The organism is Streptomyces sp. NBC_00158, from assembly GCF_045160885.1.
Taxonomy (GTDB): domain Bacteria; phylum Actinomycetota; class Actinomycetes; order Streptomycetales; family Streptomycetaceae; genus Streptomyces.
Genome location: NZ_CP108161.1, coordinates 6768122 through 6789579, shown reverse-complemented (window position 1 = coordinate 6789579; position 21458 = coordinate 6768122). Strand labels below are relative to the sequence as shown.

Below are 21458 nucleotides of genomic sequence, written 5' to 3'. Positions count from 1 at the left end.
CTTCCACGGTATCTCCGGCCGCAGGGCCCGGCCTTCCCACTCAGCGGGCTGTGGCCCCGTATGGCCTCTGGTCGGGCCGCGGCGTACCGGATTCGTGGTGCAGGTGCCGGACGTGGGCGTCCGGGCCGGGGAAGAACACGGTGGTACGGCCGGTGTCGGACCAGCGCACGTCGTAGGGCGGGGTGCCGTCGTCGTGGTGCAGGGCGATGACTTCGCCGTCGCGACCCGGTGCTCCGAGGGTGGGGCCGCCCACGACGATCCGGTCGCCCACCTCGGCGTGGATCCCGTGCCCGTAGGCAGGCGAGTACGCGTTCATGATCATGCCTTTCTGTGGAATGCCCCCCGCAGGAGCCTGGCGGCGACGAATGCCGCGAGCGCTGCGGCGGTGGCGAGCCCGGTGCCGGCCCAGCCCACCGGCTGGGTGTCCAGCAGCGACTGGAGAGCGGGAACGTGCAGGGCGGCCATCGCCAGGAGGGCGGAGGCTGCCACGGAGGCGGGGAGGAAGGGGTTCTGGCTGGTGAGCAAACGGGCCCGCAGGCCCAGGGCCACTCCGAGCTGAGCTCCGAGGAGGGCGAGCAAGAGCACGCTCTGCCAGGACAGGCCCACGGCGCGCGCGCTCATGCCTGCGATCAGGCTGAACGCTGTCACGGCTGCGGCGAGGACGAGGAGGCGTTGCCACACGCCTGCGGCCAGTATGTGCTGTCCCGGCGGCCGGGGCGGGCGCCGCATGGCCTGTGGGGCGGCCGGTTCGGCTCCCATGGCCACGCCGGTCAGTCCGTGGGTGAGGAGGTTGATCCACAGGATCTGTCCGGCCCGGAGCGGGAGGGCCAGGCCGAGCAGGGGGCCTGTCAGCATCACGAGGATCTCGGCGGCCCCGCCGGCCATGGCGTAGACGAGGAAGCGTCGGATGTTGTCGTAGACGCGGCGGCCTTCCTCGACGGCCGTGACCACGGTGGAGAGCTCGTCGTCCGTGAGGACGAGGTCGGCGGCTTGGCGGGCCACCTCGGTGCCGCGGGCGCCCATGGCGACGCCGATGTCGGCCTGGTGGAGGGCGGGGCCGTCGTTGACCCCGTCCCCGGTCATGGCGGTCACGGCGCCGCGGGCGCGCCAGGCGTGGACGATGTCCAGCTTCTGCTGGGGATCGGTCCGGGCGAAGACGCGGACCGCGGTGAGGTCGGTGTCCGGTGCTGCGGCCAGCTCGGGTCCGGTGACGACCGCATCGGAGGGACCGTCCTCGACGAGTCCGATGCGTACGGCGATGGCATGGGCCGTCGCGGGGTGGTCGCCGGTGATCATGACCGGGGTGATGCCGGCGGCTCGGCAGGCTGCCAGGGTGGCTGCGGCCGCCGCTTTCGGCGGATCGCTGATGGCGACCAGACCGAGCAGACGGAGTCCGTGTTCCGCCTCGGCAGCAGGTGTGTGCCACTGGAGCCGTTCGGTGCCTGCCACCGCCAGGACCCTGAATCCGTGGGCGGCCAGCTCTGCGGCCTGCCGATGGGCCCGGTCCAGGATTTCGAGCGGGTCGGCGAGGACCGTGGGAGCCAGGACGGTCTCCGGCGCCCCCTTGAGGCAGACCAGTACGTTGCCGTCCGGCAGGTGGTGGAGGGTGGTCATCCGTTTGCGCAGGCTGTCGAACGGGGCTTCTCCGATCCGGGGACAGGCTTGTTGCAGCTCTGCCGGGGCGGGGCAGCCTGCCTTGGCGGCGGCAGCCAGCAGTGCGGCCTCCATGGGATCGCCCACGGCGGTCCAGACCTCGGAACCGCTCCCGGGCGGCTTGAGGCTCGCGTCGTTGCACAGGGCCGCCGTGGTGAGCAGCTCCTGCAGGGGGCGGAGCTGCTCGGGAGTGAGGGAGTGTCCGGCACGGGTCAGGTCTCCGTGGGGTTCGTATCCGCTGCCGGACACGTCCGCGGCTCCCGACGGTGTCCACACGTGCTGGACGACCATGCGGCCCTCGGTGAGGGTGCCGGTCTTGTCCGTGGCCAGCACGCTCACCGAGCCGAGCGTCTCGACCGCCGGAAGGCGCCGGATCAGGGCGCCCCGGGCTGCCATGCGGCGTGCCCCGAGGGCGAGGGCGAGGGTGACGACGGCGGGCAGGGACTCGGGTACCGCGGCAACGGCCAGGCTGATGGCGGTGACGGCCATCGTGCTCACGCCAAGGCCGCGTATGAGGCCCAGGGCGAAGAACAGCACGCACAGGGCGAGGGTGACGGCAGCCAAGATGCGGCCGAGGGAGGCGAGGCGGCGCTGGAGCGGGGTCGGCTCGTGGTCCCCATCGAGGAGTGCTGCGATCCGGCCGAGGGCACTGGCGGCCCCTGTGGCCGTGGCGGTCGCGACACCTCGTCCGCGCACCACGACGGTGCCGGCGCTGACCGTGTCACCCGCGGTCTTGGCGACGGGTTCCGATTCGCCGGTGAGCATCGACTCGTCCATCAGGAGCGCGGACGCCTCGGTGAGGTCGGCATCCGCGGCGACGATGTCTCCCTCACCCAGCAGCAGGCTGTCACCGGGCACCACGAGCGCTGCCGACACCTCGTACGCTTCGCCGTCGCGCCGCACCCGGGCGTGCGGGGCCGAGAGAGCGGAAAGCGCGGCGACCGCGCGGTCCGCCCGGACCTCCTGGGTGACTCCCACGGTCGTGTTGAAGACGACCACCAGGCCGATGACGACGGCGTCCGGGTGGTCACCGATCGCGATGGTCAGGAATGCGGCACCGAGCAGCACCATGATCAGGGGATCACGCAGCTGCGCCAGCACCCGCCGGTGCAGCGGCGTGGGCCGCGGCGGTGCCACCTCGTTGCGGCCGTACCGGGCCAGTCGGCGTTCGGCCTCGGCCTGCGTCAGCCCCGCCGGGGCCGAGGTGCCGACGGGCTGCGTGTCGATCGTGCGGCTGGTCATGGCGGGCTCATCCGGTGGGGACGGTGATCACGGGGCAGTGCGCGCGGTGCAGCAGGCCATGGACCACGGATCCGATCCGCATGCCGGTGTATCCACCACGGCCGCGGCGGCCCACGACGACGGACAGGGCGTGCTCGGCGGCTCGGGCCAGTTCCTCGACCGGGTGGCCGGTGAGGACCTCGTGGGTGACGTGCACGTCCGGGTACTTCTCGGACAGGCCGGCGGTGGCCTCGGAGAGCAGGGTGCGCTGGGCCCGCAGCGCCACCTCCTCGTCGTCCAGCATGATCAGGGGCGGCTGCCACACGCAGACGACCCGCAGCGCCGCACCCCGGAGGTCGGCCTCGTCGAAGGCGAAATCCAGCGCGGCCGTGGCGGACGCGCTGCCGTCGATGCCCGCGACGACGTACGGCGGCTGCTGGCTGATGTGCTCGGCGTCGCCCACTACGACGACCGGGCAACGTGCCTGGGCGGTGACGGGGACCACGAGCGAGCCGGCGCTGAAGAACTCCGCCGTGCGGCTCAGGTGCCGGGAGCCGAGGACGATCATGCGGGCTTCTCGCGCCGCGCCGCCCAGGACGGGGGCGGGAAAGCCGCCGAGCAGATCACCGGTGACGGCCACCTCGGGATGACGGTCACGCACCCAGCTGCACGCTTGTTCGAGCCTGTCGGATCCAGCCTGCCGCAGGGCCGCCTGGCCGGCGGTGTCATCGACGTGATGGGTGTCGTGCTGGCGCGGTACGGCGAGCACCAGGCGCAGCGGGAGCCGGCGCCGTTGCGCCTCGTCGGCGGCCCAGGCCAGGGCGAGGTGCCAGTCCCTGTCCGGGTCGATGCCCATGACGATGTCACGGCTTCCTGCCGGGTGTCTGGTCATGACCGGCTCCCGAAGTCGCTGCCGGTCCGGGGGATGAGGAGGACGGGGCAGTGGGCGTGGTGCAGCAGGCTGTGCGTGGCCCTGCCCAGGTTGCGGGCCATTCCAAGGGCGCTGGGGACACGACGGCCGCCCATGACGAGCAGGTCTGCGTGGCGGGAAGCCTCGACGAGGACACCGGCCACGGAGATGCTCTTCTCCGCATCGGCCTGCACCTCGAGGTCGGGGAACTCACCGCGGACCACGTCCGTGACGGCCCGCAGTGCCTCTGCGTGCCCGCCCGCGATCTCGTCGACGCCGTCGAGCATCGTGACCACCTCGCCGACGGACTGGAGCACGTTCCACACGTGCAGCAGGCGCAGGGAGGCCTTGTGCAGCTCGGCTTCCCTGGCGGCGTACCGGGCGATCAGGAGGTCGTGCTCATCGCGGATCGCCGCGAGAACCGTTCCGGTCTCCTCGGCCCCGTCGATGCCCCGGACGACGATGACGGGGGTCATGGCGGCGGCCGCGACGCCCATGCCGACCGAGCCGAGCATGAGGGAGTTGAACCCGCCCAGGCCGCGGTTGCCCACCACGACCGTGCCGTGGAGCCCGCCGGCCCGGTGCAGGCTGTCGACGGCGCCCGCGCGGCTGAATTCGGTGGTCACGTTCAGTCCGGGGTACTCAGCCGACACGGCCTTCGCCGTGTCGTCCAGGAGCTCCCGACCGTTGGCGCGGACCCGTTCGATGGTCTCCGCGGGCAGGTACAGGGCCCTGCCGTCGGTGTCGGCGCCGTAGACGATGTGCAGGGGACGGTCACGGCGTACGGCCTCCTTGGCCGCCCACAGGGCGGCGATGCGCGCCGACTGCGAGCCGTCCACGCCGACGGTGACCGAGCTGGTGTCCGGTGTGCGGAACTTGCTTTCCACGATTCCTCCCAACCGAGAAGCCGATGAGGGATACCACTCACGCTGGCACCGTCGACGCTCCCGGAAGAGGGCCGCCCGGGACCACTGGCGGGACCAAAGGTCCCCATCCTCGACGTTTGGCACCCCGGGCCCTACAGGCCCCCGGACGGGACCGTTCGGCCCTCGATGACCAGGCGGTCGTCGGCGGATGGTGGGGACACACCCCACACCGGAGATCAGCCTCGCGTGACACGGCGGAGCAGGAGGGCCTCATGAAGCACATCAAGGTTGCGGACCTGATGACCGACGAGGTCGTCTCCGTGGCCCCGGGCACCACCTTCAAGGACGTCGCGAAGCTCCTCGCCCAGTACGACATCTCAGGAGTCCCCGTCCTGGACGACGAGGACCGCGTGGTGGGCGTCGTATCGCAGACGGACCTGCTGGCCCAGACGGTGCCGGCCCCCCATCCCTCCGAGCAGAGCAGCACTGCGGCTGGGCCGCCCACCGCGGGTGACGTCATGTCCGCGCCCGCGGTCACCGTCCATGCCGAAGAGACAGTGGCTGACGCCGCCCGGCTGATGACCCGCCGGGGCATCGAACGCCTCCCCGTCGTGGACGTGGAGGACCGGCTCGTCGGCATCGTCACACGTCGGGACCTGCTCCGTATGTTCCTGCGCCCGGACTCCGAGATACGCCGACGTATCACCGACGAGATCCTCGTGGAGGCACTCGGTGTATCGGCCGGCGACATCGATGTTCATGTCGTGGACGGCATCGTCGCCCTCGACGGCCATGTCGAGCGTCGGAGTCAGCTCCCCGTACTTCTCGGCCTCGTCGAGCAACTCGACGGGGTAGTCGCCGTGGCATCGCACGTCACTGCTCGAACCGACGACACGGCAACCACTCAAGCCGACCACGCCCGCCACGCGATGCCGTGGTGACGAGGCGCCGGACCGCACGAAGGAAGGCGCAGTCATGAAGAACCACGTGACCGTCGGAGTCGACGGTTCCCCGGAGAGCCGGGCAGCGGCACGCTGGGCGGCGCGGGAGGCCGTCCTGCGGCAGGTGCCGCTGCGTCTCGTGCACGCCGTCGACTGGCCCCTGGACCCGGTGTTCCCCGGCCTGGGCCGCCAGGACGTGGACCGTTGGGCGGACCAGGCCCTGACCGAAGCCGCGCAGGAACTGCGCGGGCACCACCCGAACCTGGAGATCACGACCCGCTGCCTGACGGCCCGCCCGGCCGCCGCTCTCGCGGCCGAGGCCGCCGACGCCGGGCTGCTGGTCCTGGGATCGCGCGGTCTGGGCGGCCTGGTCGGCTTCATCGTCGGCTCGGTGGCAATGTCCACCGTGGTCGCGACCGACACCCCGGTCGTCCTCGTTCGGGTCGCCGACGACCCGGACGGCCCGGGCACCGGCTCCGGCGCAGAGGTCGTCGTGGGTGTCGACATCCACGAAGCGTGCGACCGGGTACTCAGCTTCGCCTTCGAGGAGGCGGACCGGAGCGACTGCCCGCTGCGGGCCGTGCACGGCTGGAAGATGCCGGCCGCCTACAGCTACGTCCCCTTCTTCGACCCGGACAACGAACGGTACATCGGCAGGAGCGTCACGCACATGGTGGACGACATGCTGTTGCCCTGGAAGCACAAGTTCCCCGACGTGAACGTCAGCCACAACGTGTTCATGGGCTCGGCGGGCGAGCATCTCGTCCGGGCTTCGCAGGGCGCGGGACTCGTCGTCGTAGGACGCCATGTGCGCCGCTCCCCCCTCGGCGCGCACCTCGGGTCGGTCGCCCACACGGTCCTGCACCACGCGGCAGCCCCCGTGGCCGTCATCGCCCACGGCTGAAGACGCGAAGACGGTGAACGGCCGTGCGAGGAACGCAGCAGAGGGCGGAAAGAGTCCGCCCGCTTCTCGCGGATCCCGATTGTGCGGTGCACGGCGCTCGGCCGCTTCTCCGCATCCTCGCAAGGACCCTTTCCGCACTTCCATGGAACCACCCCCTGGCGAAGCCCACCAGGGCCGGCCGGACCTCCTCGGACCCCGGACGGCCCTGCCCACGGACGGCTCACCCTTCACATCATCGCGAGTACCGGCCGTCCCATCGAGGAGGAAGATCATGAAGCACCTGCGCAACGTCGATGACGTCATGACACACGCCGTGATCTCTGTCGACCGAGGAACCGCGTTCAAGGACATCGTGGAAGCGCTGCGGATGTGGAACGTCAGCGCGCTCCCCGTCCTGGACCAGGGCGGACAGGTGGTCGGCGTCGTCTCCGAAGCCGACCTGCTGCTCAAGCCCCAAGGCACCGACACGGCCCACGACACCGCCGCCGAGCAGCTGATGACCCGCCCGGCCGTGACGGTCACGAAGGACGCCACCATCCCCACGGCGGCGCGTCTGATGGCCCGCGGACACCTCAAGCGCCTTCCCGTGGTCGACGGCGACGGCCGCCTCGTCGGCGTCGTCAGCCGCGGCAACCTGCTGAAGGTCTTCCTGCGCCCGGACGAGGACATCGGCGCCGAGATCCGCGAACTGCTCATGTACCAGCTGATCCCGCACGGCCCCGGCGAGGTGCACGTCCACGTCGCCAACGGCATCGCCTACCTCAACGGGTCGCTGCCGGACCACGCGATGGAAGACATCGTCGTACGCGCCGCCGGCACCGTACCGGGCGTCGTCGACGTCAAGGCGGATTTCACGGCCCCCGTCTCCGCATGAGGGCACGACCGCCATGAGGCACCGCAGCGTCGCGGACCTGATGACGCACACCGCCGTCACCGTCCGGCGCACGACCACGTTCAAGGAGATCGCCCGGCTGCTGAAGGAGTTCGACATCACCGCCATGCCCGTGACCGACGAAGCCGGGCACCCGGTCGGCGTCATCTCCGAAGCCGACCTTCTCCGTCGGCGGCCCGCCGGTGGTGCTGCAACAGCCGAGGAACTGATGACGAGCCCGGCCGTCACAGCCCGACCCGAGTGGAGCGTGGTCCGCGCCGCCCGGGTCATGCAGCGGCACCGGGTCAAGCGGCTGCCGGTCGTCGACGGAGAAGGCCGCGTGGTCGGCATCCTCAGTCGCAGCGATCTGATCCAGCTCTTCCTCCGCCGCGACCACGCGATACAGGAAGAGATCCTCGAGGACGTCCTCACCCGGACACTCCACCTCGCTCCCTCGGCCATCACCGTCGAAGTCGAGGACGGCCTCGTGACGCTCAGCGGCACCGTGCCACAGCCCGGGCTGCTGCCCGTGGTGCTGCGCCTCTGTCAGAGCGTCGACGGGGTCGTCGACGTCGACAACAGACTCACCTGCGCCGAGGCCGAACCGAGCTGACTGGGCGAGGAGGGCCGGTTGGCCCCCGGTTGGGCCGCTCGGCCCTCCCACGGGCCCCGCAAACGGAAGAGCCTGAAAGCAGCCGACCGTCCGACCCCAGGAGGAACGTCATGTCGAACCGGATCACGGTAGGCCTGGACGGATCGAGTGGCGGCCTCGCCGCCGCCGACTGGGCCGCCCACGAGGCCGAACTCCGCGGCGCCGCACTGGAACTCGTCCACGTCGAGGACTGGCCCAAGGACGCTCCCTTCGCCGTACCGCTGCCCGAACCGCGTCGACAATGGGCCGAAGACTTCCTGGGGCAAACCCGGGACCAACTGTTGCGCGACCACCCCGCGCTCGACATCAGCGTCCGCCGGATCGAGGGGCTCGCCGCGGCCACCGGCCTCGCATCCGCCGCAGCGGGCGCGGACCTGCTCGTCCTCGGCTCACGCGGCCTCGGCTCCGTCGCCGGATTCTTGGTCGGCTCCACCGGTTCGGACACCATCCCCGAGACCGACACACCTGTCGTCCTCGTGCGCCCGACGGACAGCCCGGCGCTGTCGGCCGGACACGCTGGCAACGGCGGCGCGGTCGTGCTCGGAGTGGACCTGCGCAGCAACTGCGATCGGCTCCTTGCCTTCGTCTCCGAGGAAGCGGACCGGCGGGCCTGCCCGCTCGTCGTCATCCACGGCTGGTCCCCGCCCCCGATCCTCTCCTACGCTCCCGCACTCGACCCCGGCGTCGAGGCGGAGATCGCCAACGGGCTCAAGGCCACCCTCCAGGAGCTGCTCAGCCCCTGGGAGCAGAAGTATCCGCAACTCGCCGTCGACGCGCGCACCGTCATCGGCCAGCCCGCCATCCAGATCCTGGACGCGGCGGCCGGCGCGGCACTCGTCGTGGTCGGCCGGCGCATCCGCCGTTCAACACTCGGCACACACATAGGCCCGATCACTCACGCGGTGATGCACCGCGCCACCTCACCGGTCGCCGTCGTGGCGCACGACTGAGGACGCACAGACAGGAACAGTCCCGTGACCGCAACCCACTTCGACCCCGACACCGTCATCCGGCTCGTCGGCGACGCCGTCACCGCCCCGTCCATGCACAACGCCCAGCCGTGGAAGTTCGTGTTCCACACCGGCAGCGGCGCCCTCGCCCTGTACGGCGATCCGGACCGCGCCATGCCCCGAACCGACCCGGATCACCGCAGCCTCCACCTCGGTTGCGCTGCGGCCCTGTTCAACCTGCGCGTGTCCGCAGCATCGACCGGTCTCCCGGTCCGTGTGCAGCTCCTGCCCGACAACGCCGAACCGTGGCTGCTCGCCACGGTGACCATCGACGAATCCGCGAGCGCGGACAGCGGGCTTGCCTCCCTGCACGACGCCATCCGGCGTCGGCACACCAGCCGGTACCCCTTCAGCGAGGAGCCGGTACCGACCGCACTGTTGGACGGTCTGTGGACCGCGGCCCGCCTGGAGGGCTGCCGGCTCACCGTCCCGGACACCTGGCACATCGACACCGTGCTCGGGCTCGTACGGGACGCCGAACACCGCGAGGAGATCGACCCGCTCGCCCGGGCGGAAACCACGGCCTGGACCTCCCCCGCAGAGAGCGCTGCAGGCGCACGTCGCGACGGCATTCCCGCCGCGGCATTCGGCCCCAAGGCTTCCGGCGGCCCCACCCCCGTACGCGACTTCGGTTGGGCCAACCCGATACCGGATCGAGGCTGGGCCGTGTTCGAGAAGCGACCGCAGCTGGCTCTCCTCAGCACCTCGGGGGACACGAGAGCCGACTGGCTGCGCGCCGGCCAGGCGATGGAGCGCGTACTGCTCCAGGCAACGGCCGACGGGCTTACCACGTCGATGACGTCCCATCCGCTGGAATGGCCGGAGTTGCGCTGGACGGCCCGCGACCCGGTCGCGGCCATGGGACACGTGCAGATGGTCTTCCGCCTCGGCTACGGCCCCGCAGGCCCCGACACACCCCGCCGCCCGTTGACCGAGGTGCTGGAAATCCGGGAGTGACACCAACGGCGCCCACCGCAGTTCAATCCTTCCCGAGGGTGGCCGCGTGGTCGGGTACGGCGGTCTGCAGCTCCTTGGACGGCCGCTGGTAGCCCGTGGACGGCGGCCTCGGCGGCAAGGTCAGCGACGGTACGGCCACGTCCTCGTAGGGAACCGAGGACAGCAGGTGGGCCATCATGTTGATCCGCGCGCTGCGCTTGTCGTCGCTCTCGACCACGTACCACGGGGCGTCGGCGGTGTCCGTGTGGACGAGCATCTCGTCCTTGGCCCGCGAGTACGCCTCCCAACGGGTGAGGGACTCCAGGTCCATCGGGGAGAGTTTCCACCTGCGCAGCGGGTCCTCCGCGCGACGCCGGAACCGCTCCTCCTGTACGGCGTCACTGACGGAGAACCAGTACTTGCGCAGCAGGATCCCGTCCTCGACCAGCATCCGCTCGAACAGCGGGCACTGGCGCAGGAAGCGCTGGTGCTCGGCAGGGGTGCAGAACCCCATGACGTGCTCCACTCCGGCGCGGTTGTACCAGCTGCGGTCGAAGAGGACGATCTCTCCGGCGGCGGGCAGATGCTCGACATATCGCTGGAAGTACCACTGGGTACGCTCCCGCTCGGTCGGTGAGGGCAGGGCTGCGATGCGCGCGACACGGGGGTTCAGGTGTTCGGCGACGCGCTTGATCGTGCCTCCCTTGCCCGCGGCGTCACGGCCCTCGAAGACGACGACCAGCCGGGCGCCTTCCGCCCGCGTCCACTCCTGGAGCTTGACCAGCTCCGTCTGGAGCCGCAGCAGCTCCCTCTCGTAGGCCGCCTTCTTGAGACTCATCGCCGCCGCCTTCCACTTCGCCGTCCGGTGCTGCGATCAAGTCGGTCAGGGCATGCCCCCGCGTGCAAGGGTGACCCGCGCGCGATCGAGTGTGTCGAGGGGCCGGCACGAGCATGAACGTCAGCTCCTGCCGGGCGTTCGTGTCCCCCGTCCGCAGTACTGCTGAGGATGCCCCCTCAAGCCCGCGCTCGCCGATACGCTGGCTCCGGACGGGGCGTGCGGTGAAGGGGAATCACGTGGGTGTGGGGGATCCGTTGACGCAGGTGCCGAGGATGCGGCTGGACGAGTTGCTCGACGAACTCCAAGTGCGCATCGACGCCGTGCGCGGCACCCGTGACCGGGTGCACAGCCTGCTGGAGGCCGTCGTCTCGGTGGGGCGCGAGCTGGATCTGGCCCAGGTGCTCCGGCGGATCGTGGAAGCCGCGGCCCTGCTCGTGGACGCGGAGTACGGGGCGCTGGGTGTCATCGGCCCCGACGGCCGCACGCTGTCGCAGTTCCTGACCGTGGGGCTGACCGAGGAGGCCATCGCCGAAATCGGTCCCCTGCCCGCTGGGCACGGTCTGCTCGGCGAGGTCATCCGCCACCCGGAGCCCTTGCGCCTCACCGATCTCGGCGCGCACTCGTCGTCGTACGGGTTTCCGCCGCACCACCCGCCCATGCGCACGTTCCTCGGCGTACCGATCCGGGTGCGGGAAGAGGTGTTCGGGAACCTCTATCTGACCGACAAGCGGGGCGGGGTCGATTTCGACCCCGAGGACGAGACGGTGATCTCCACCCTCTCGGTGGCGGCGGGCGTGGCGATCGACAACGCCCGGCTCTACGAGGGGGCGCAGCGTCAGCAGCGGTGGCTGAAGGCCAATGCGGAGATCACCGAGAGCCTGCTGTCGGGCAGTTCGCGTCCGGCGGTGCTGGAGCTCATCGCTCGGCGGGCCCAGGAGATCACGGGGGCCCGGATCGCTGACATCTCCATGCCGGTTCCCGCGGCTGAAGGGCTGTTCGTGGAGTTCGCGGCCGGTCCGGACGGCAGGACCAGGCAGGGGCTCGTCGTCCCCGTCGCGGGAACCCTCTCGGGGGCGGCTCACCAGACCGGACAGCCCGTCACGGCCGTACTCGCCTCGGACGACGACAGCTACCCGGACGACACCCAGACCCAGGGCTGGCTGGGCCCCGTCGTCGCGGTCCCTCTGGGCACCGCCGGCGGCGACAGCAGGGGCGTACTGCTGCTCGCTCGGCCGGCCGGCGAGCCCGCCTTCGGCGAGAACGAGCTCGAGCCTCTCGTGGCCTTCGCCGGGCAGGCGGCGATCGCCTTGGAGCTGGCGGAGCGGCGCCGGGACGCGGAGCAGATAGCACTGCTGGAGGAGCGCGACCGCATCGCACGTGACCTGCACGACCTGGCCATCCAGCGGCTCTTCGCCACCGGCATGACCCTCCAGAGCGCTGCCCGCCTCGTCGAGCACGAGGGGGCCGCCGAGCGCGTCAGCCGTGCGGTCGACGACCTGGACGAGACCATCAAGATCATCCGTTCTACGATCTTCGGCCTCCGCACCAAGGACCGCGAAAGCGGGCCGGGTCTGCGGGCCCGTGCCGCCAGGGCCGTAGGCGACGCGGCCACCGCCCTCGGCCATCCACCGCGCCTGAGCATGGAGGGCCTGCTCGACACGGACGTGCCCTCCGAAATCGCCGACCACGTCATGGCGGCACTGGGCGAGCTCCTGAGCAACGCCGCGCGCCACGCGGGGGCGACCCGGGTCGCCGTGGCCCTCAAGGCGGAACCGGGCGAGATCGTGCTGACGGTCTCCGACAACGGCAGGGGCATCCCGGCCCAAGGCCGCAGAAGCGGTCTGCGCAACCTCGACGACCGGGCGCGGGGCCTGGGCGGCACCTTCACCGTGGACGCCCCCGACGCGGGGGGAAGTCGGCTGGTCTGGCGGGCTCCGCTCCCCACCGGCGGCTGACGGCCCCTACGCGATCACCCTGGCCGGGCCGCCCCCGGCAGCGTCCGCTCCGCTTCCAGCCGGAATCCGGTGACGAGGTCGGGGCGGATCCGCAGGGTGCCGATCATCGGCCGTCCCGCCCACGGGCGCAGCAGGGAAGCGAATCGGGCCTCCTCCTCGGCGTCGGTCACCGGCCGCGCGAAGCCGGTGACGACGACGCTCCAGCCGAGGTGCGTGACGGGGTCGATGTCGTCCGCTTCGTAGGCGACGACCACACCGGTGACATCGGCCGGGGCCACCAGGGAGGCGAGCGCCCCACCGGCGTGGATCCGCACGACGATGTCCTCGCCGTCGACGAGATGGCTGACCGGGCGGACTGCCGGCAGCGCCTGCTGCGTGAAGACGATGCGTCCCAGGGACACCGCCGCCATCAGTCTCAGCGCCTCTGCCCTGTCGAGCTCCCGCATGCGCCGGGTGGCCGTCATGTCGTCATCAGGGCGCCGTGAGTCCCAGTTCGCGGTCGGCGCCGAGCACCCGCATCGACTTGGCCACCAGAGGCGGCACGCCACGCAGCCGGAGACGGGTTCCGGCCGAGTGGCAGCGGTGGTGCACGCGCAGGAAGAGGCCGATGCCCGCGCTGTCGCAGAAGGAGATCCCGGTCAGGTCCAGGACGAGGCTGTGCCGACCGGATGCGGCAAGTTCGGTGAGGCGCGGCTCCACCTGCCCTGCCGTGTGGAAGTCGAGCTCTCCGGCCAAGGTGACGCCCACGTCGCCGTCGCTCCTCACTGCGGTCTTCAGGTCGATCAAGGTGGTCGTCATGGAACCTCCACGCTGCGTGCGGCTCTGCGGTCGAGCCGCTCCTTTCCCCGTGCGGCACCAGCTCACCGCACGCGGTCCGGCCCGGGAAGGTCCACATGCCCCCCGTGCAGGGCCGAAGGTCCCTCTCCCATGGCGCCTCCCTCCGCGGGGAAGCGGGTGAATGAGCGCCTGGCGGGTGAATGAGGGCCCATCGGCCCTGTCCGTTCGGCCCCTTCGGCATGCAGGATGCTGAAGTTCGTGCGCCCCGGACGGACCCAGCCGAAGGAGTTGCGTCATGACCGACAGCGGTGGTCCCTCCCCCGCCAAGACGCCGATCACGGTCTTCCTTCTCGACGACCATGAAGTCGTGCGCCGCGGGGTGCACGATCTGCTGGACGCGGAGCCCGACCTGAACGTGGTCGGTGAGGCGGGCACGGCGGAACAGGCCCTGGTCCGCGTCCCCGCGCTGCGCCCCCAGGTGGCGATCCTGGACGTACGGCTCCAGGACGGCGACGGGGTGAGCGTGTGCCGGGAGCTGCGCTCGCGGATGCCCGAGCTGGCCTGCCTGATGCTCACCTCGTTCGATGACGAGGAGGCACTGCTGGACGCGGTGATGGCGGGCGCCTCCGGTTACGTGCTGAAGCAGATCACCGGCACCGACCTGGTCACCGCCGTCCGCACGGTCGCGGCCGGCCAGTCCATGCTCGATCCCGGAGCCACGACCCGGCTGATGGCCCGTATGCGCGGTGACGTGCCCAAGGAGGAGCAGGTCCCCGGCCTCCCCGGCTTCACCGAGCGGGAGAAGGAGGTCCTCGTCATGGTCAGCGAGGGGCTCACCAACCGGGAGATCGGCAAGCGGCTGTACCTCGCCGAGAAGACCGTCAAGAACATCGTCTCGCGGCTGTTCACCAAGCTGGGCGTGGAGGGCCGCGTCCAGGCAGCTGTGATCGCCAGCCATACGCTGGTCCCGCCGAGCCAGCGCCCGGTGCCGGCCGCCGAATAGCCGGGAGCCGGGAGCCGGGCACGCCGTACCGTCGCGTGCCCGGCTCTCCCACCCGCCCCGGGCCGGGTCAGGGGTGAGGGACCACCACCACAGGACACGCCGAGTGGTGCAGGACGGCTTGGGCCACGGACCCGATGTGCGCCCCCATCGCCGACTCGCGGACCCGGCGGCCGACGACGAGCAGTTGCGCGTCGGAGGCGGCGGCCAGCAGCACGTGGCCGCCGCTGCCCTGCTCCACCTGCGCGACGACTTCGACCTGCGGGTACTTCACCCGCCACGGCTCCAGCGCCTGCTCCAGCGCGGCCTTCTCGTAGGGCTCCAGGCCACCGAACTGGTCGGCGATCCACATCGACCCGGGGCTGTACCCGAAGACCGGCGGCAGGCTCCACGCGCGGACCGCACGGAGCGGCACCCTGCGTGCCGCGGCCGCCTCGAAGGCGACGCGCAGTACCTCGGCGGACTCCTGCACGCCGCCCTGCTGCCCGACGACGACCTCGCCCTCCTCCGGCACGGCGACCGGCCTGCCGTGCGCGGAGCGTACGGACACGACGGGGCACTCCGCGGCGCCGATCACCTGCCGGCCGTAGGAGCCAAGCAGGAAACCGACCAGCGCTCCGTGCCCGCGAGAGCCGATCACCAGCATCTCCGCGTCCTTGGCGGCGTGCAGCAGGGCCGGCACGGGCACATCGCAGAGCACTTCCGCGGTGAGGTCCAATCCCGGGTACCGGTGGGTGAGCTCGCCCCCGACCTCCTTGAGGACGTCGTCGGCGCGGCGGGCTTCGGTGTCGCGGTCCTGGACGATCGGGGCGGCGAGCGGCGCCCACAGCCAGGCATGAACCACGTGCAGGGGCAGGTCACGGCGTACGGCCTCCTGTGCGGCCCAGTCCGCCGCGGCCCGGCTCTGAGGGGATCCGTCCACTCCGACAACCAGGGTGCGCTTCACGAGTCTGTCCTCCGTACTGATGCCGGAGCATCGGGGGTCGGTCGGCAGGGAGCGGCGCCGGCCGGGGGAGACCGGCACCGCCGACCTCACTCTCCCGGCTGGGCGCCCTGGCACACAGGGGCCAACAGTCCCTCGCCCAGGGCCGGTCCTCCCCTCGCGGCGGCCCCCTCGGGGAGGGCAGTGTGGAGGGATCGGCTCAGTCGACGAACGTCCCGGACCGTCGCACTCAGGAGCGGCCATGACCTCGTACCCCGTCTCGGAGCTCGACGCGCACTGGCGCGCCGCCAACTATCTGGCAGTCGGCCAGATCTACCTCATGGACAACCCCCTGCTCACCGAGCCGCTGCGGCCGGAGCACATCAAGCCGCGGCTGCTCGGCCACTGGGGCACTTCCCCCGGTCTGAACCTCGTCCACACCCACCTCAACCGCGTGATCGAGGACCGTTCGCTGGACGCTCTGTGCGTCTGGGGTCCGGGCCACGGCGGTCCCGCCGTTCTCGCCAACTCCTGGCTGGAGGGCACGTACACCGAGACCTACCCGGACGTCACGCGGGACGCTGCCGGCATGGGCGCGCTGTTCCGGCAGTTCTCCTTCCCGGGCGGAGTGCCGAGCCACGTGGCCCCCGAGACGCCCGGTTCCGTCCATGAAGGCGGCGAGCTCGGATACGCCCTCGCCCACGCCTACGGAGCCGCCTTCGACCACCCCGGCCTGCTGGTCGCCTGCGTCATCGGGGACGGTGAGGCCGAAACGGGGCCGCTGGCCGCGTCCTGGCACTCCAACAAGTTCCTCGACCCGGTCCATGACGGCGCGGTCCTGCCGATCCTGCACCTCAACGGCTACAAGATCGCCAACCCGACGGTGCTGTCCCGGATCCCCGAGGCCGAGCTCGACGCGCTGCTGCGCGGCTACGGGCACGACCCGCTGTACGTGACCGGCAGCGACCCCGCCCTGGTGCACCGGGCCATGGCCCGCGCGATGGACGAGGCCCTGGACCGCATCGCGGCCATCCAGCGCGAGGCCCGGACGGCGGGCACCGATCCGGGCCGGGAGCACGCGCGCTGGCCGGTGATCGTGCTGCGCACCCCCAAGGGCTGGACCGGCCCCGCCACCGTCGACGGCGACCCGGTCGAGGGCACGTGGCGGTCGCACCAGGTCCCGCTCGCCGGTGTGCGGGAGAACCCCGCACACCTGAAGCAGCTGGAGACCTGGCTGCGTTCTTACCGGCCGGAGGAGCTCTTCGACGCCGACGGGCGGCCCTCCGAACGGGTGCTCGCGTGCGTCCCTCATGGCGAGCGCCGCCTGGGCGCCGTCCCGTACGCCAACGGCGGCCGACTGCTGCGGCCGCTGCCGCTGACGGACCTCGGTGCGTACGCCGTCCACGTCGACAAGCCTGGCAGCAGCCTCCACGAACCGACGCGGGTCCTCGGACGCTTCCTCAGCCAGATCATGCGCGACACCGCCGAGCGGCGGGACTTCAGGGTCGTCGGTCCGGACGAGACCGCCTCGAACCGGCTGGACGACCTGTACGACGTCACCGGCAAGGCCTGGCAGGGGCTGACGGAGGCCACGGACACGAACCTGTCCCGCACCGGCCGCGTCATGGAGATCCTGTCCGAACACGTCTGCCAGGGCTGGCTGGAGGGGTACCTCCTCACCGGCCGTCACGGACTCTTCTCCACCTACGAGGCCTTCGCCCACATCGTCGACTCCATGGTCGGGCAGCACATCAAGTGGCTGAAGACCTCGCGCGACCTGCCCTGGCGTGCGCCCATCGCCTCCCTCAACTACCTTCTCACCTCACACGTCTGGCGCCAGGACAACAACGGCTTCTCCCACCAGGACCCCGGGTTCGTCGACCACGTCCTCAACAAGAGCCCCGAGGTCGTGCGGGTCTATCTGCCGCCGGACGCCAACACCCTCCTCGCCGTGGCCGATCACGCCCTGCGCAGCCGCGACCAGGTCAACGTGATCGTCGCCGGTAAGCAGCCCTCCTTCGACTGGCTGTCCGTCGACGAGGCCCTCGTCCACGTCACGCGGGGCGCCGGCATCTGGGAGTGGGCGGGGACGGACCACGGCTCCCGCGAACCGGACGTCGTACTCGCATGCGCCGGCGACGTACCCACCATGGAGGTCCTCGCCGCCACGGCCCTCCTGCGCGAGCACCTCCCGTCGCTGGCCGTCCGAGTCGTCAACGTCGTGGACATCGCCCGCCTGATGCCCCACGAGGAACACCCGCACGGAATGACCGATACCGAGTACGACTCCCTCTTCACCACCGACAAGCCGGTGGTCTTCGCCTACCACGGCTATCCGTGGCTGATCCACCGCCTCGCCTACCGCCGCACCGGCCACCCGAACCTGCACGTCCGCGGGTACAAGGAGTCCGGCACGACGACCACCCCCTTCGACATGGTCGTGCGCAACGACCTCGACCGGTACCGGCTCGTCATGGACGTCATCGACCGCGTCCCGGACCTGGCCGGCCGCGCCGAGGGACTGCGCCAGGCCATGGCCGACCAGCGCGTCCGCCACCACAGCTGGATCCGCGAGCACGGCACCGACCTGCCGGAGGTCGCGGACTGGTCCTGGCCCTATTGATCACGGAGGCAGCTGTGCTCACGGCGCGAGGTCCCGGCGCTGGAGCAGCATCTGGGCCAACAGGATGCCCAGCACTCCCGTTCCGATGAGGATCCCGAGCTGGGGCCAGAGCACGCCGCCTTCGGCCAGGGCATCACCCGGGGCGTAGTAGTGAAACGGGCTGAGGAACCTCAGTGGGGCTGCCGGCGACCAGGCCAGGGCGATGAAGTTGACGGCGAATCCCACGGCTCCGATCGCGATGGTCGCGCCGACCACCTGGGCCCTCCGTCGTCCCGCCGCCGACACTGCCATCGCCGGCCCGATCAGGCACAGGGCGAAGCCGAGGCCCATGACCCCGGCGGCGAACACCCCGCCGAGCGGCACCGCACGGTGGATGTCCGGTGACAGCGCCACTCCGGCCGCCACCGTGAGGGTCGCTGCCAGGTTCAGGGCCAGGGCCGCGAGCACGAGTGCGGCGGTCCGTTCGGCCAGCAGCCGGGTACGGCTGACGGGACGCACCATGACCAGCTCCACGGTCCCGGATTCCACGTCCGCTGCCACGGCGGCCGCGGCGAGCGAACCGATCGCGGTGAGCTGCATGGCGATCCAGAACGGGTGGGTGAGGCCGGCGCCCAGCAACCCGGCGTAGCTGGCGATCGATACGTCTCCGTTGGATCCGCTGAAGGCCCGGTAGGCCGAGGGCGGTCCCTTCCCGCCCGCGGAGAAGAGCTGGCCCGGAGGTATGGCGTTGGCGACCACCACGATGAGCGCCTCGAAGACGACCATCCCGATGATCAGCGCTACCAGCATCCGGCGCCGCCGGTACAGGGCGAGCCACAGCAGGGGCCATCGCCGTCTCATAGCCCCTCCCGCACGGCGCCGTTTCGGTACAGATCCATGAAGGCCTCGTCCAGCCCGGCTTCCTCCACCGTGACGTCGGCCACCGCCAGGCCGAGCAGCGTGCGCAGCGCGCCCACCACCTCACTCGGCGGTACGAGCAGCTCCACCCGGTCCCCTTGCCAACGCGGGTCCCAACGCTGGGCGTCGCCCAGGGGCCGGGCCCCCTGTCCGTCCGCGAAGGACAGGCGGATCCGTCGGGCACGGGCCTCGCGCAGGCCGGCCACGCTCTGGACCGTCACCAGCTGCCCGCCTCGGATGATCGCCACCCGCTCGCACGTGCGTTGCACCTCCGGCAGGATGTGGCTGGAGAGCAGGACGGTGCGTCCGGCGGCGGCCGCCTCGCCCAGCAGCGCGAAGAACGTCTCCTGGACCAACGGGTCGAGTCCCTCGGTGGGTTCGTCGAGCACCACCAGGTGCGGGTCGTGTTGCATCGCCTGCACCAGCCCGAGCTTCTGCTTCATGCCCCGCGAGTAGCCCCCGACGGGGCGGGCGAGGACCGCGGGCGTCAGCCCCAGCCGGTCGCACAGCTCGCCGCGGCGGGACACGGGGGCTCCCTGGAGCGCGGACAGCAGATCGAGCGTCTCTGCTCCGGAGAGTTCCGGGTACAGGCGCAGTTCGCCCGGCAGGTACCCCAGGTGCGGGGCCACCCTTCGGTGATCGGTGATCGGATCCAGCCCGAGCACGCGAACACGTCCCTCGCTGGGCCGGAGCAGCCCGGTGAGACACCGGAGCGTGGTCGTCTTCCCCGCGCCGTTCGGGCCGAGGAAGCCGAACACCTCACCTGGTCTCACCGTGAGGCTCAGGCGGTCGACGCCCACCACCGGACCGTACCTCTTGGTCAGTCCGGTCAGCTCGATCGCCGGCCCGTCAGTCATGGATCCAGTCTGAGCCCGCTGCCGGAGACCCGCCCACTCATCCAAGGTCGTAGGCCATGAGGGGAGCGCGCTGCGGTGCGGCCCCGGATGCTGTCATATCCCCGTAGGCGGTGCGCTTGAGCTGTTCCGCCAGGTTCTCCAGGGCCCGGGCGGCCGCGAGTTCGTCGCCGATCTCGGGCACGTCCTTGTCCGCCGGGTTGCAGCGTGCGGTGCCGTGGCCCGTGAGACGCGTGGTGCCGGTGTCGAGTTCGACGCGGACCTTGGTCGTGTGCTCTTCCTCGAAGAGGTAGAGGTGGGTCTTCCATTCGCTCGTGTGCGACATGGTGTGCCTCCGTTCGGATCAGGAGTAGCGGTGGTGTCGCCGGGGTGCCAGCCCGGGCGCCACGGCGGAGAAGAGGAAGGGGCTCCAGGAGATCCGGCGCGGTGTCCGGCATCAGGTCCGGGGCGGCGGCGGTCTCAGTCATCGTCGGCTCCCTGTCCGGGGCGCAGGCGTCCTGACCAGAGGGGCTCGATGCCTGCCCACTCGGATTCCCAGGACCGTGCGCTGCGCGCGTCCACGATGCGCAGGCGCACGGCGACAAGAGCGCCGCCGACGAGCACGATCCCGGCCAGCGCTCCGACGCCGATGCCCACCGCGTTCACACCGATGTCGGCCGGGCGGGGCGGCGCGCTGGCCGCACGGCCGTCTTCGTCGACCCACACACGGACCGTGCCACCGTTCCGGGTGCCTGCCGGAACGGGAATGGCTTCCGTGTGCGGTTGCTGCGACGGGTAGTGCCACGTGGCGGTCGCCACGGTGACCGGCCGGCTGCTCGGCTGGTCCCCCGCCCGGTAGGTGGTCTCACTGACCGTGGTGGCCGTCACGGTGTGCCGGTGTCGCGCGATGTTCTCGGCGGTGCGGTGGCCGTCCGTCCAGGCGGCCCGCCCGAGGGCGAAACCGACGAAGAGGGCCAAGAGGCAGGTCAGCGCGAAGGCGGCATGCATGTGGGTCCGGGTGCGGTCGGCATCCCGCCTGAGCGGGTTGGCCCCCGCCCCTTTCGTCCGGTGGTGCATGGCACGCCTCCGTGCTGGTGCGTGCCGAGCCGGGCCGTCCCTTCAGGCCGCGAGCTCGGCGCTGATGTGGTGGGCCCAGTCCTGGATCCGCTCGGGGTTGCGGAAGTCTCCGCCCTTGCCCTGGCGGGTCAGTGCCTTGGCGAGGAAGCCCGGGGTGTGGGCCGTGATGCTGCCACCGAAGGTCATGTGCTCACGCGCGCCGATCAGCTGCATCTCCCGGGCGACCGCGGAGACCGGGGGGATGTCGTGTTCCTCGGCGGAGCGGTCGAGGGGGCCGCTGCTGAACATCCACACCGGGCGGTGCCGGAGGGATTCGGCGTTGCGTTCCGCGCAGTGCTTGGCCTTGCTGCTCCAGTGGCCGGCGTAGAGGGAGCCGCCGAGGACGACGGCGTCGTAGGCGCGGACGTCGTGGACGTCGTCGGCGGGCAGCACGACGGCGTCGAGACCGTCCTCGCGGAGGGTCTTGCCGATCTGTTCGGCGATGCCTGCGGTGGCTCCGTGCTTGGTGCCGTAGGCGACCAGGACTCGCTTGGTGCTCATGGCGGGTGCTCCTTGATTCCGTTGTGCGGGTC

General features: G+C 71.2%; 20 protein-coding genes and 2 pseudogenes. 9 read left to right on the top strand and 13 right to left on the bottom strand.

Annotation, left to right across the window (positions count from 1 at the left end):
* Positions 1-73: 73 nt before the first annotated feature.
* The 4 genes and pseudogenes from OG553_RS31110 to OG553_RS31095 form a co-directional block, all read right to left on the bottom strand.
* Positions 74-283: pseudogene (locus tag OG553_RS31110) on the bottom strand (DUF1918 domain-containing protein); the annotation flags it as partial.
* 35 nt (positions 284-318) lie between these two features.
* On the bottom strand, positions 319-2895 hold the full coding sequence (locus OG553_RS31105; RefSeq protein WP_405982166.1) for a cation-translocating P-type ATPase: 2577 nt from the start codon (positions 2893-2895) through the stop codon (positions 319-321).
* Positions 2896-2902: 7 nt separating this feature from the next.
* Positions 2903-3766 (bottom strand): universal stress protein, encoded by an 864-nt coding sequence (locus OG553_RS31100; protein WP_405982165.1) that lies wholly within the window; start codon positions 3764-3766, stop codon positions 2903-2905.
* The gene (locus OG553_RS31095) at positions 3763-4671 is read right to left on the bottom strand and encodes a universal stress protein (RefSeq protein ID WP_405982164.1); all 909 of its coding nucleotides are present in this window, start codon (positions 4669-4671) and stop codon (positions 3763-3765) included. The genes OG553_RS31100 and OG553_RS31095 overlap by 4 nt, the downstream gene beginning before the upstream one ends.
* A gap of 251 nt (positions 4672-4922) precedes the next feature.
* Between OG553_RS31095 and OG553_RS31090 the strand changes: the two genes are divergently transcribed.
* The 6 genes from OG553_RS31090 to OG553_RS31065 all read left to right on the top strand — a co-directional run bounded on the left by OG553_RS31090 (position 4923) and on the right by OG553_RS31065 (position 9985).
* The gene (locus OG553_RS31090) at positions 4923-5591 is read left to right on the top strand and encodes a CBS domain-containing protein (protein ID WP_405982163.1); all 669 of its coding nucleotides are present in this window, start codon (positions 4923-4925) and stop codon (positions 5589-5591) included.
* 34 nt (positions 5592-5625) lie between these two features.
* Positions 5626-6495 (top strand): universal stress protein, encoded by an 870-nt coding sequence (locus OG553_RS31085; protein WP_405982162.1) that lies wholly within the window; start codon positions 5626-5628, stop codon positions 6493-6495.
* Positions 6496-6766: 271 nt separating this feature from the next.
* Positions 6767-7369 (top strand): CBS domain-containing protein, encoded by a 603-nt coding sequence (locus OG553_RS31080; RefSeq protein ID WP_405982161.1) that lies wholly within the window; start codon positions 6767-6769, stop codon positions 7367-7369.
* Positions 7370-7382: 13 nt separating this feature from the next.
* Positions 7383-7979 carry a CBS domain-containing protein gene (locus OG553_RS31075; protein WP_405982160.1) on the top strand — a complete coding sequence of 199 codons (597 nt, stop codon included), beginning with the start codon at positions 7383-7385 and terminating at the stop codon, positions 7977-7979.
* Positions 7980-8089: 110 nt separating this feature from the next.
* Positions 8090-8968, top strand: coding sequence for a universal stress protein (locus OG553_RS31070; RefSeq protein ID WP_405982159.1), 879 nt, complete (start codon positions 8090-8092; stop codon positions 8966-8968).
* A 24-nt stretch (positions 8969-8992) separates the two neighbouring features.
* Positions 8993-9985 carry an Acg family FMN-binding oxidoreductase gene (locus OG553_RS31065; RefSeq protein WP_405982158.1) on the top strand — a complete coding sequence of 331 codons (993 nt, stop codon included), beginning with the start codon at positions 8993-8995 and terminating at the stop codon, positions 9983-9985.
* A 22-nt stretch (positions 9986-10007) separates the two neighbouring features.
* Here OG553_RS31065 and ppk2 read toward each other — a convergent pair whose 3' ends face one another.
* Complete coding sequence (gene ppk2, locus OG553_RS31060) at positions 10008-10802, bottom strand: polyphosphate kinase 2 (protein WP_405982157.1); 795 nt, start codon at positions 10800-10802, stop codon at positions 10008-10010.
* A 272-nt stretch (positions 10803-11074) separates the two neighbouring features.
* Between ppk2 and OG553_RS31055 the strand changes: the two genes are divergently transcribed.
* Positions 11075-12757 (top strand): GAF domain-containing protein, encoded by a 1683-nt coding sequence (locus tag OG553_RS31055; protein ID WP_405982156.1) that lies wholly within the window; start codon positions 11075-11077, stop codon positions 12755-12757.
* Positions 12758-12771: 14 nt separating this feature from the next.
* Here the strand turns inward: OG553_RS31055 and OG553_RS31050 are convergent, their stop codons facing one another.
* Both OG553_RS31050 and OG553_RS31045 read right to left on the bottom strand, forming a co-directional pair.
* Complete coding sequence (locus OG553_RS31050; protein ID WP_405982155.1) at positions 12772-13221, bottom strand: pyridoxamine 5'-phosphate oxidase family protein; 450 nt, start codon at positions 13219-13221, stop codon at positions 12772-12774.
* A 7-nt stretch (positions 13222-13228) separates the two neighbouring features.
* The gene (locus OG553_RS31045; RefSeq protein ID WP_405982154.1) at positions 13229-13555 is read right to left on the bottom strand and encodes an STAS domain-containing protein; all 327 of its coding nucleotides are present in this window, start codon (positions 13553-13555) and stop codon (positions 13229-13231) included.
* A 274-nt stretch (positions 13556-13829) separates the two neighbouring features.
* Between OG553_RS31045 and OG553_RS31040 the strand changes: the two genes are divergently transcribed.
* Complete coding sequence (locus OG553_RS31040; protein WP_405982153.1) at positions 13830-14537, top strand: response regulator; 708 nt, start codon at positions 13830-13832, stop codon at positions 14535-14537.
* 67 nt (positions 14538-14604) lie between these two features.
* Here the strand turns inward: OG553_RS31040 and OG553_RS31035 are convergent, their stop codons facing one another.
* Positions 14605-15480, bottom strand: a complete 876-nt coding sequence (locus OG553_RS31035) for a universal stress protein (protein WP_405982152.1) — start codon at positions 15478-15480, stop codon at positions 14605-14607.
* Positions 15481-15718: 238 nt separating this feature from the next.
* On the opposite strand from OG553_RS31035, the gene OG553_RS31030 reads away from it, so the two are divergent.
* Entirely contained in the window at positions 15719-18079 is a 2361-nt protein-coding gene (locus tag OG553_RS31030; protein WP_405982151.1) for a phosphoketolase, read from the top strand.
* 18 nt (positions 18080-18097) lie between these two features.
* Here the strand turns inward: OG553_RS31030 and OG553_RS31025 are convergent, their stop codons facing one another.
* The 5 genes and pseudogenes from OG553_RS31025 to OG553_RS31005 all read right to left on the bottom strand — a co-directional run bounded on the left by OG553_RS31025 (position 18098) and on the right by OG553_RS31005 (position 21426).
* Complete coding sequence (locus OG553_RS31025) at positions 18098-18919, bottom strand: ABC transporter permease subunit (protein WP_405982150.1); 822 nt, start codon at positions 18917-18919, stop codon at positions 18098-18100.
* A pseudogene (locus OG553_RS31020) lies at positions 18916-19758 on the bottom strand (ABC transporter ATP-binding protein); the annotation flags it as partial. The pseudogene OG553_RS31020 and the gene OG553_RS31025, both read right to left, overlap by 4 nt.
* Positions 19759-19870: 112 nt before the next feature.
* Positions 19871-20155: a DUF1876 domain-containing protein gene (locus OG553_RS31015; RefSeq protein ID WP_405982149.1), complete on the bottom strand. Its 285-nt coding sequence runs from the start codon at positions 20153-20155 to the stop codon at positions 19871-19873.
* 134 nt (positions 20156-20289) lie between these two features.
* Positions 20290-20886 (bottom strand): hypothetical protein, encoded by a 597-nt coding sequence (locus OG553_RS31010; RefSeq protein ID WP_405982148.1) that lies wholly within the window; start codon positions 20884-20886, stop codon positions 20290-20292.
* A gap of 42 nt (positions 20887-20928) precedes the next feature.
* Complete coding sequence (locus OG553_RS31005) at positions 20929-21426, bottom strand: flavodoxin domain-containing protein (RefSeq protein WP_405982147.1); 498 nt, start codon at positions 21424-21426, stop codon at positions 20929-20931.
* Between the last annotated feature and the right edge of the window lie 32 nt (positions 21427-21458).

What these genes read in the sequence shown, in the direction of transcription:
- OG553_RS31100 (WP_405982165.1), bottom strand. Translation starts at nt 3,766, where the DNA reads ATGACCAGACACCCGGCAGGAAGCCGTGACATCGTCATGGGCATCGAC.
- OG553_RS31005 (WP_405982147.1), bottom strand. Translation starts at nt 21,426, where the DNA reads ATGAGCACCAAGCGAGTCCTGGTCGCCTACGGCACCAAGCACGGAGCC.
- OG553_RS31055 (WP_405982156.1), top strand. Translation starts at nt 11,075, where the DNA reads ATGCGGCTGGACGAGTTGCTCGACGAACTCCAAGTGCGCATCGACGCC.
- OG553_RS31030 (WP_405982151.1), top strand. Translation starts at nt 15,719, where the DNA reads ATGACCTCGTACCCCGTCTCGGAGCTCGACGCGCACTGGCGCGCCGCC.
- OG553_RS31085 (WP_405982162.1), top strand. Translation starts at nt 5,626, where the DNA reads ATGAAGAACCACGTGACCGTCGGAGTCGACGGTTCCCCGGAGAGCCGG.
- OG553_RS31040 (WP_405982153.1), top strand. Translation starts at nt 13,830, where the DNA reads ATGACCGACAGCGGTGGTCCCTCCCCCGCCAAGACGCCGATCACGGTC.
- ppk2 (WP_405982157.1), bottom strand. Translation starts at nt 10,802, where the DNA reads ATGAGTCTCAAGAAGGCGGCCTACGAGAGGGAGCTGCTGCGGCTCCAG.
- OG553_RS31080 (WP_405982161.1), top strand. Translation starts at nt 6,767, where the DNA reads ATGAAGCACCTGCGCAACGTCGATGACGTCATGACACACGCCGTGATC.
- OG553_RS31015 (WP_405982149.1), bottom strand. Translation starts at nt 20,155, where the DNA reads ATGTCGCACACGAGCGAATGGAAGACCCACCTCTACCTCTTCGAGGAA.
- OG553_RS31050 (WP_405982155.1), bottom strand. Translation starts at nt 13,221, where the DNA reads ATGACGGCCACCCGGCGCATGCGGGAGCTCGACAGGGCAGAGGCGCTG.
- OG553_RS31025 (WP_405982150.1), bottom strand. Translation starts at nt 18,919, where the DNA reads ATGAGACGGCGATGGCCCCTGCTGTGGCTCGCCCTGTACCGGCGGCGC.
- OG553_RS31045 (WP_405982154.1), bottom strand. Translation starts at nt 13,555, where the DNA reads ATGACGACCACCTTGATCGACCTGAAGACCGCAGTGAGGAGCGACGGC.
- OG553_RS31070 (WP_405982159.1), top strand. Translation starts at nt 8,090, where the DNA reads ATGTCGAACCGGATCACGGTAGGCCTGGACGGATCGAGTGGCGGCCTC.
- OG553_RS31105 (WP_405982166.1), bottom strand. Translation starts at nt 2,895, where the DNA reads ATGACCAGCCGCACGATCGACACGCAGCCCGTCGGCACCTCGGCCCCG.
- OG553_RS31090 (WP_405982163.1), top strand. Translation starts at nt 4,923, where the DNA reads ATGAAGCACATCAAGGTTGCGGACCTGATGACCGACGAGGTCGTCTCC.
- OG553_RS31075 (WP_405982160.1), top strand. Translation starts at nt 7,383, where the DNA reads ATGAGGCACCGCAGCGTCGCGGACCTGATGACGCACACCGCCGTCACC.
- OG553_RS31010 (WP_405982148.1), bottom strand. Translation starts at nt 20,886, where the DNA reads ATGCACCACCGGACGAAAGGGGCGGGGGCCAACCCGCTCAGGCGGGAT.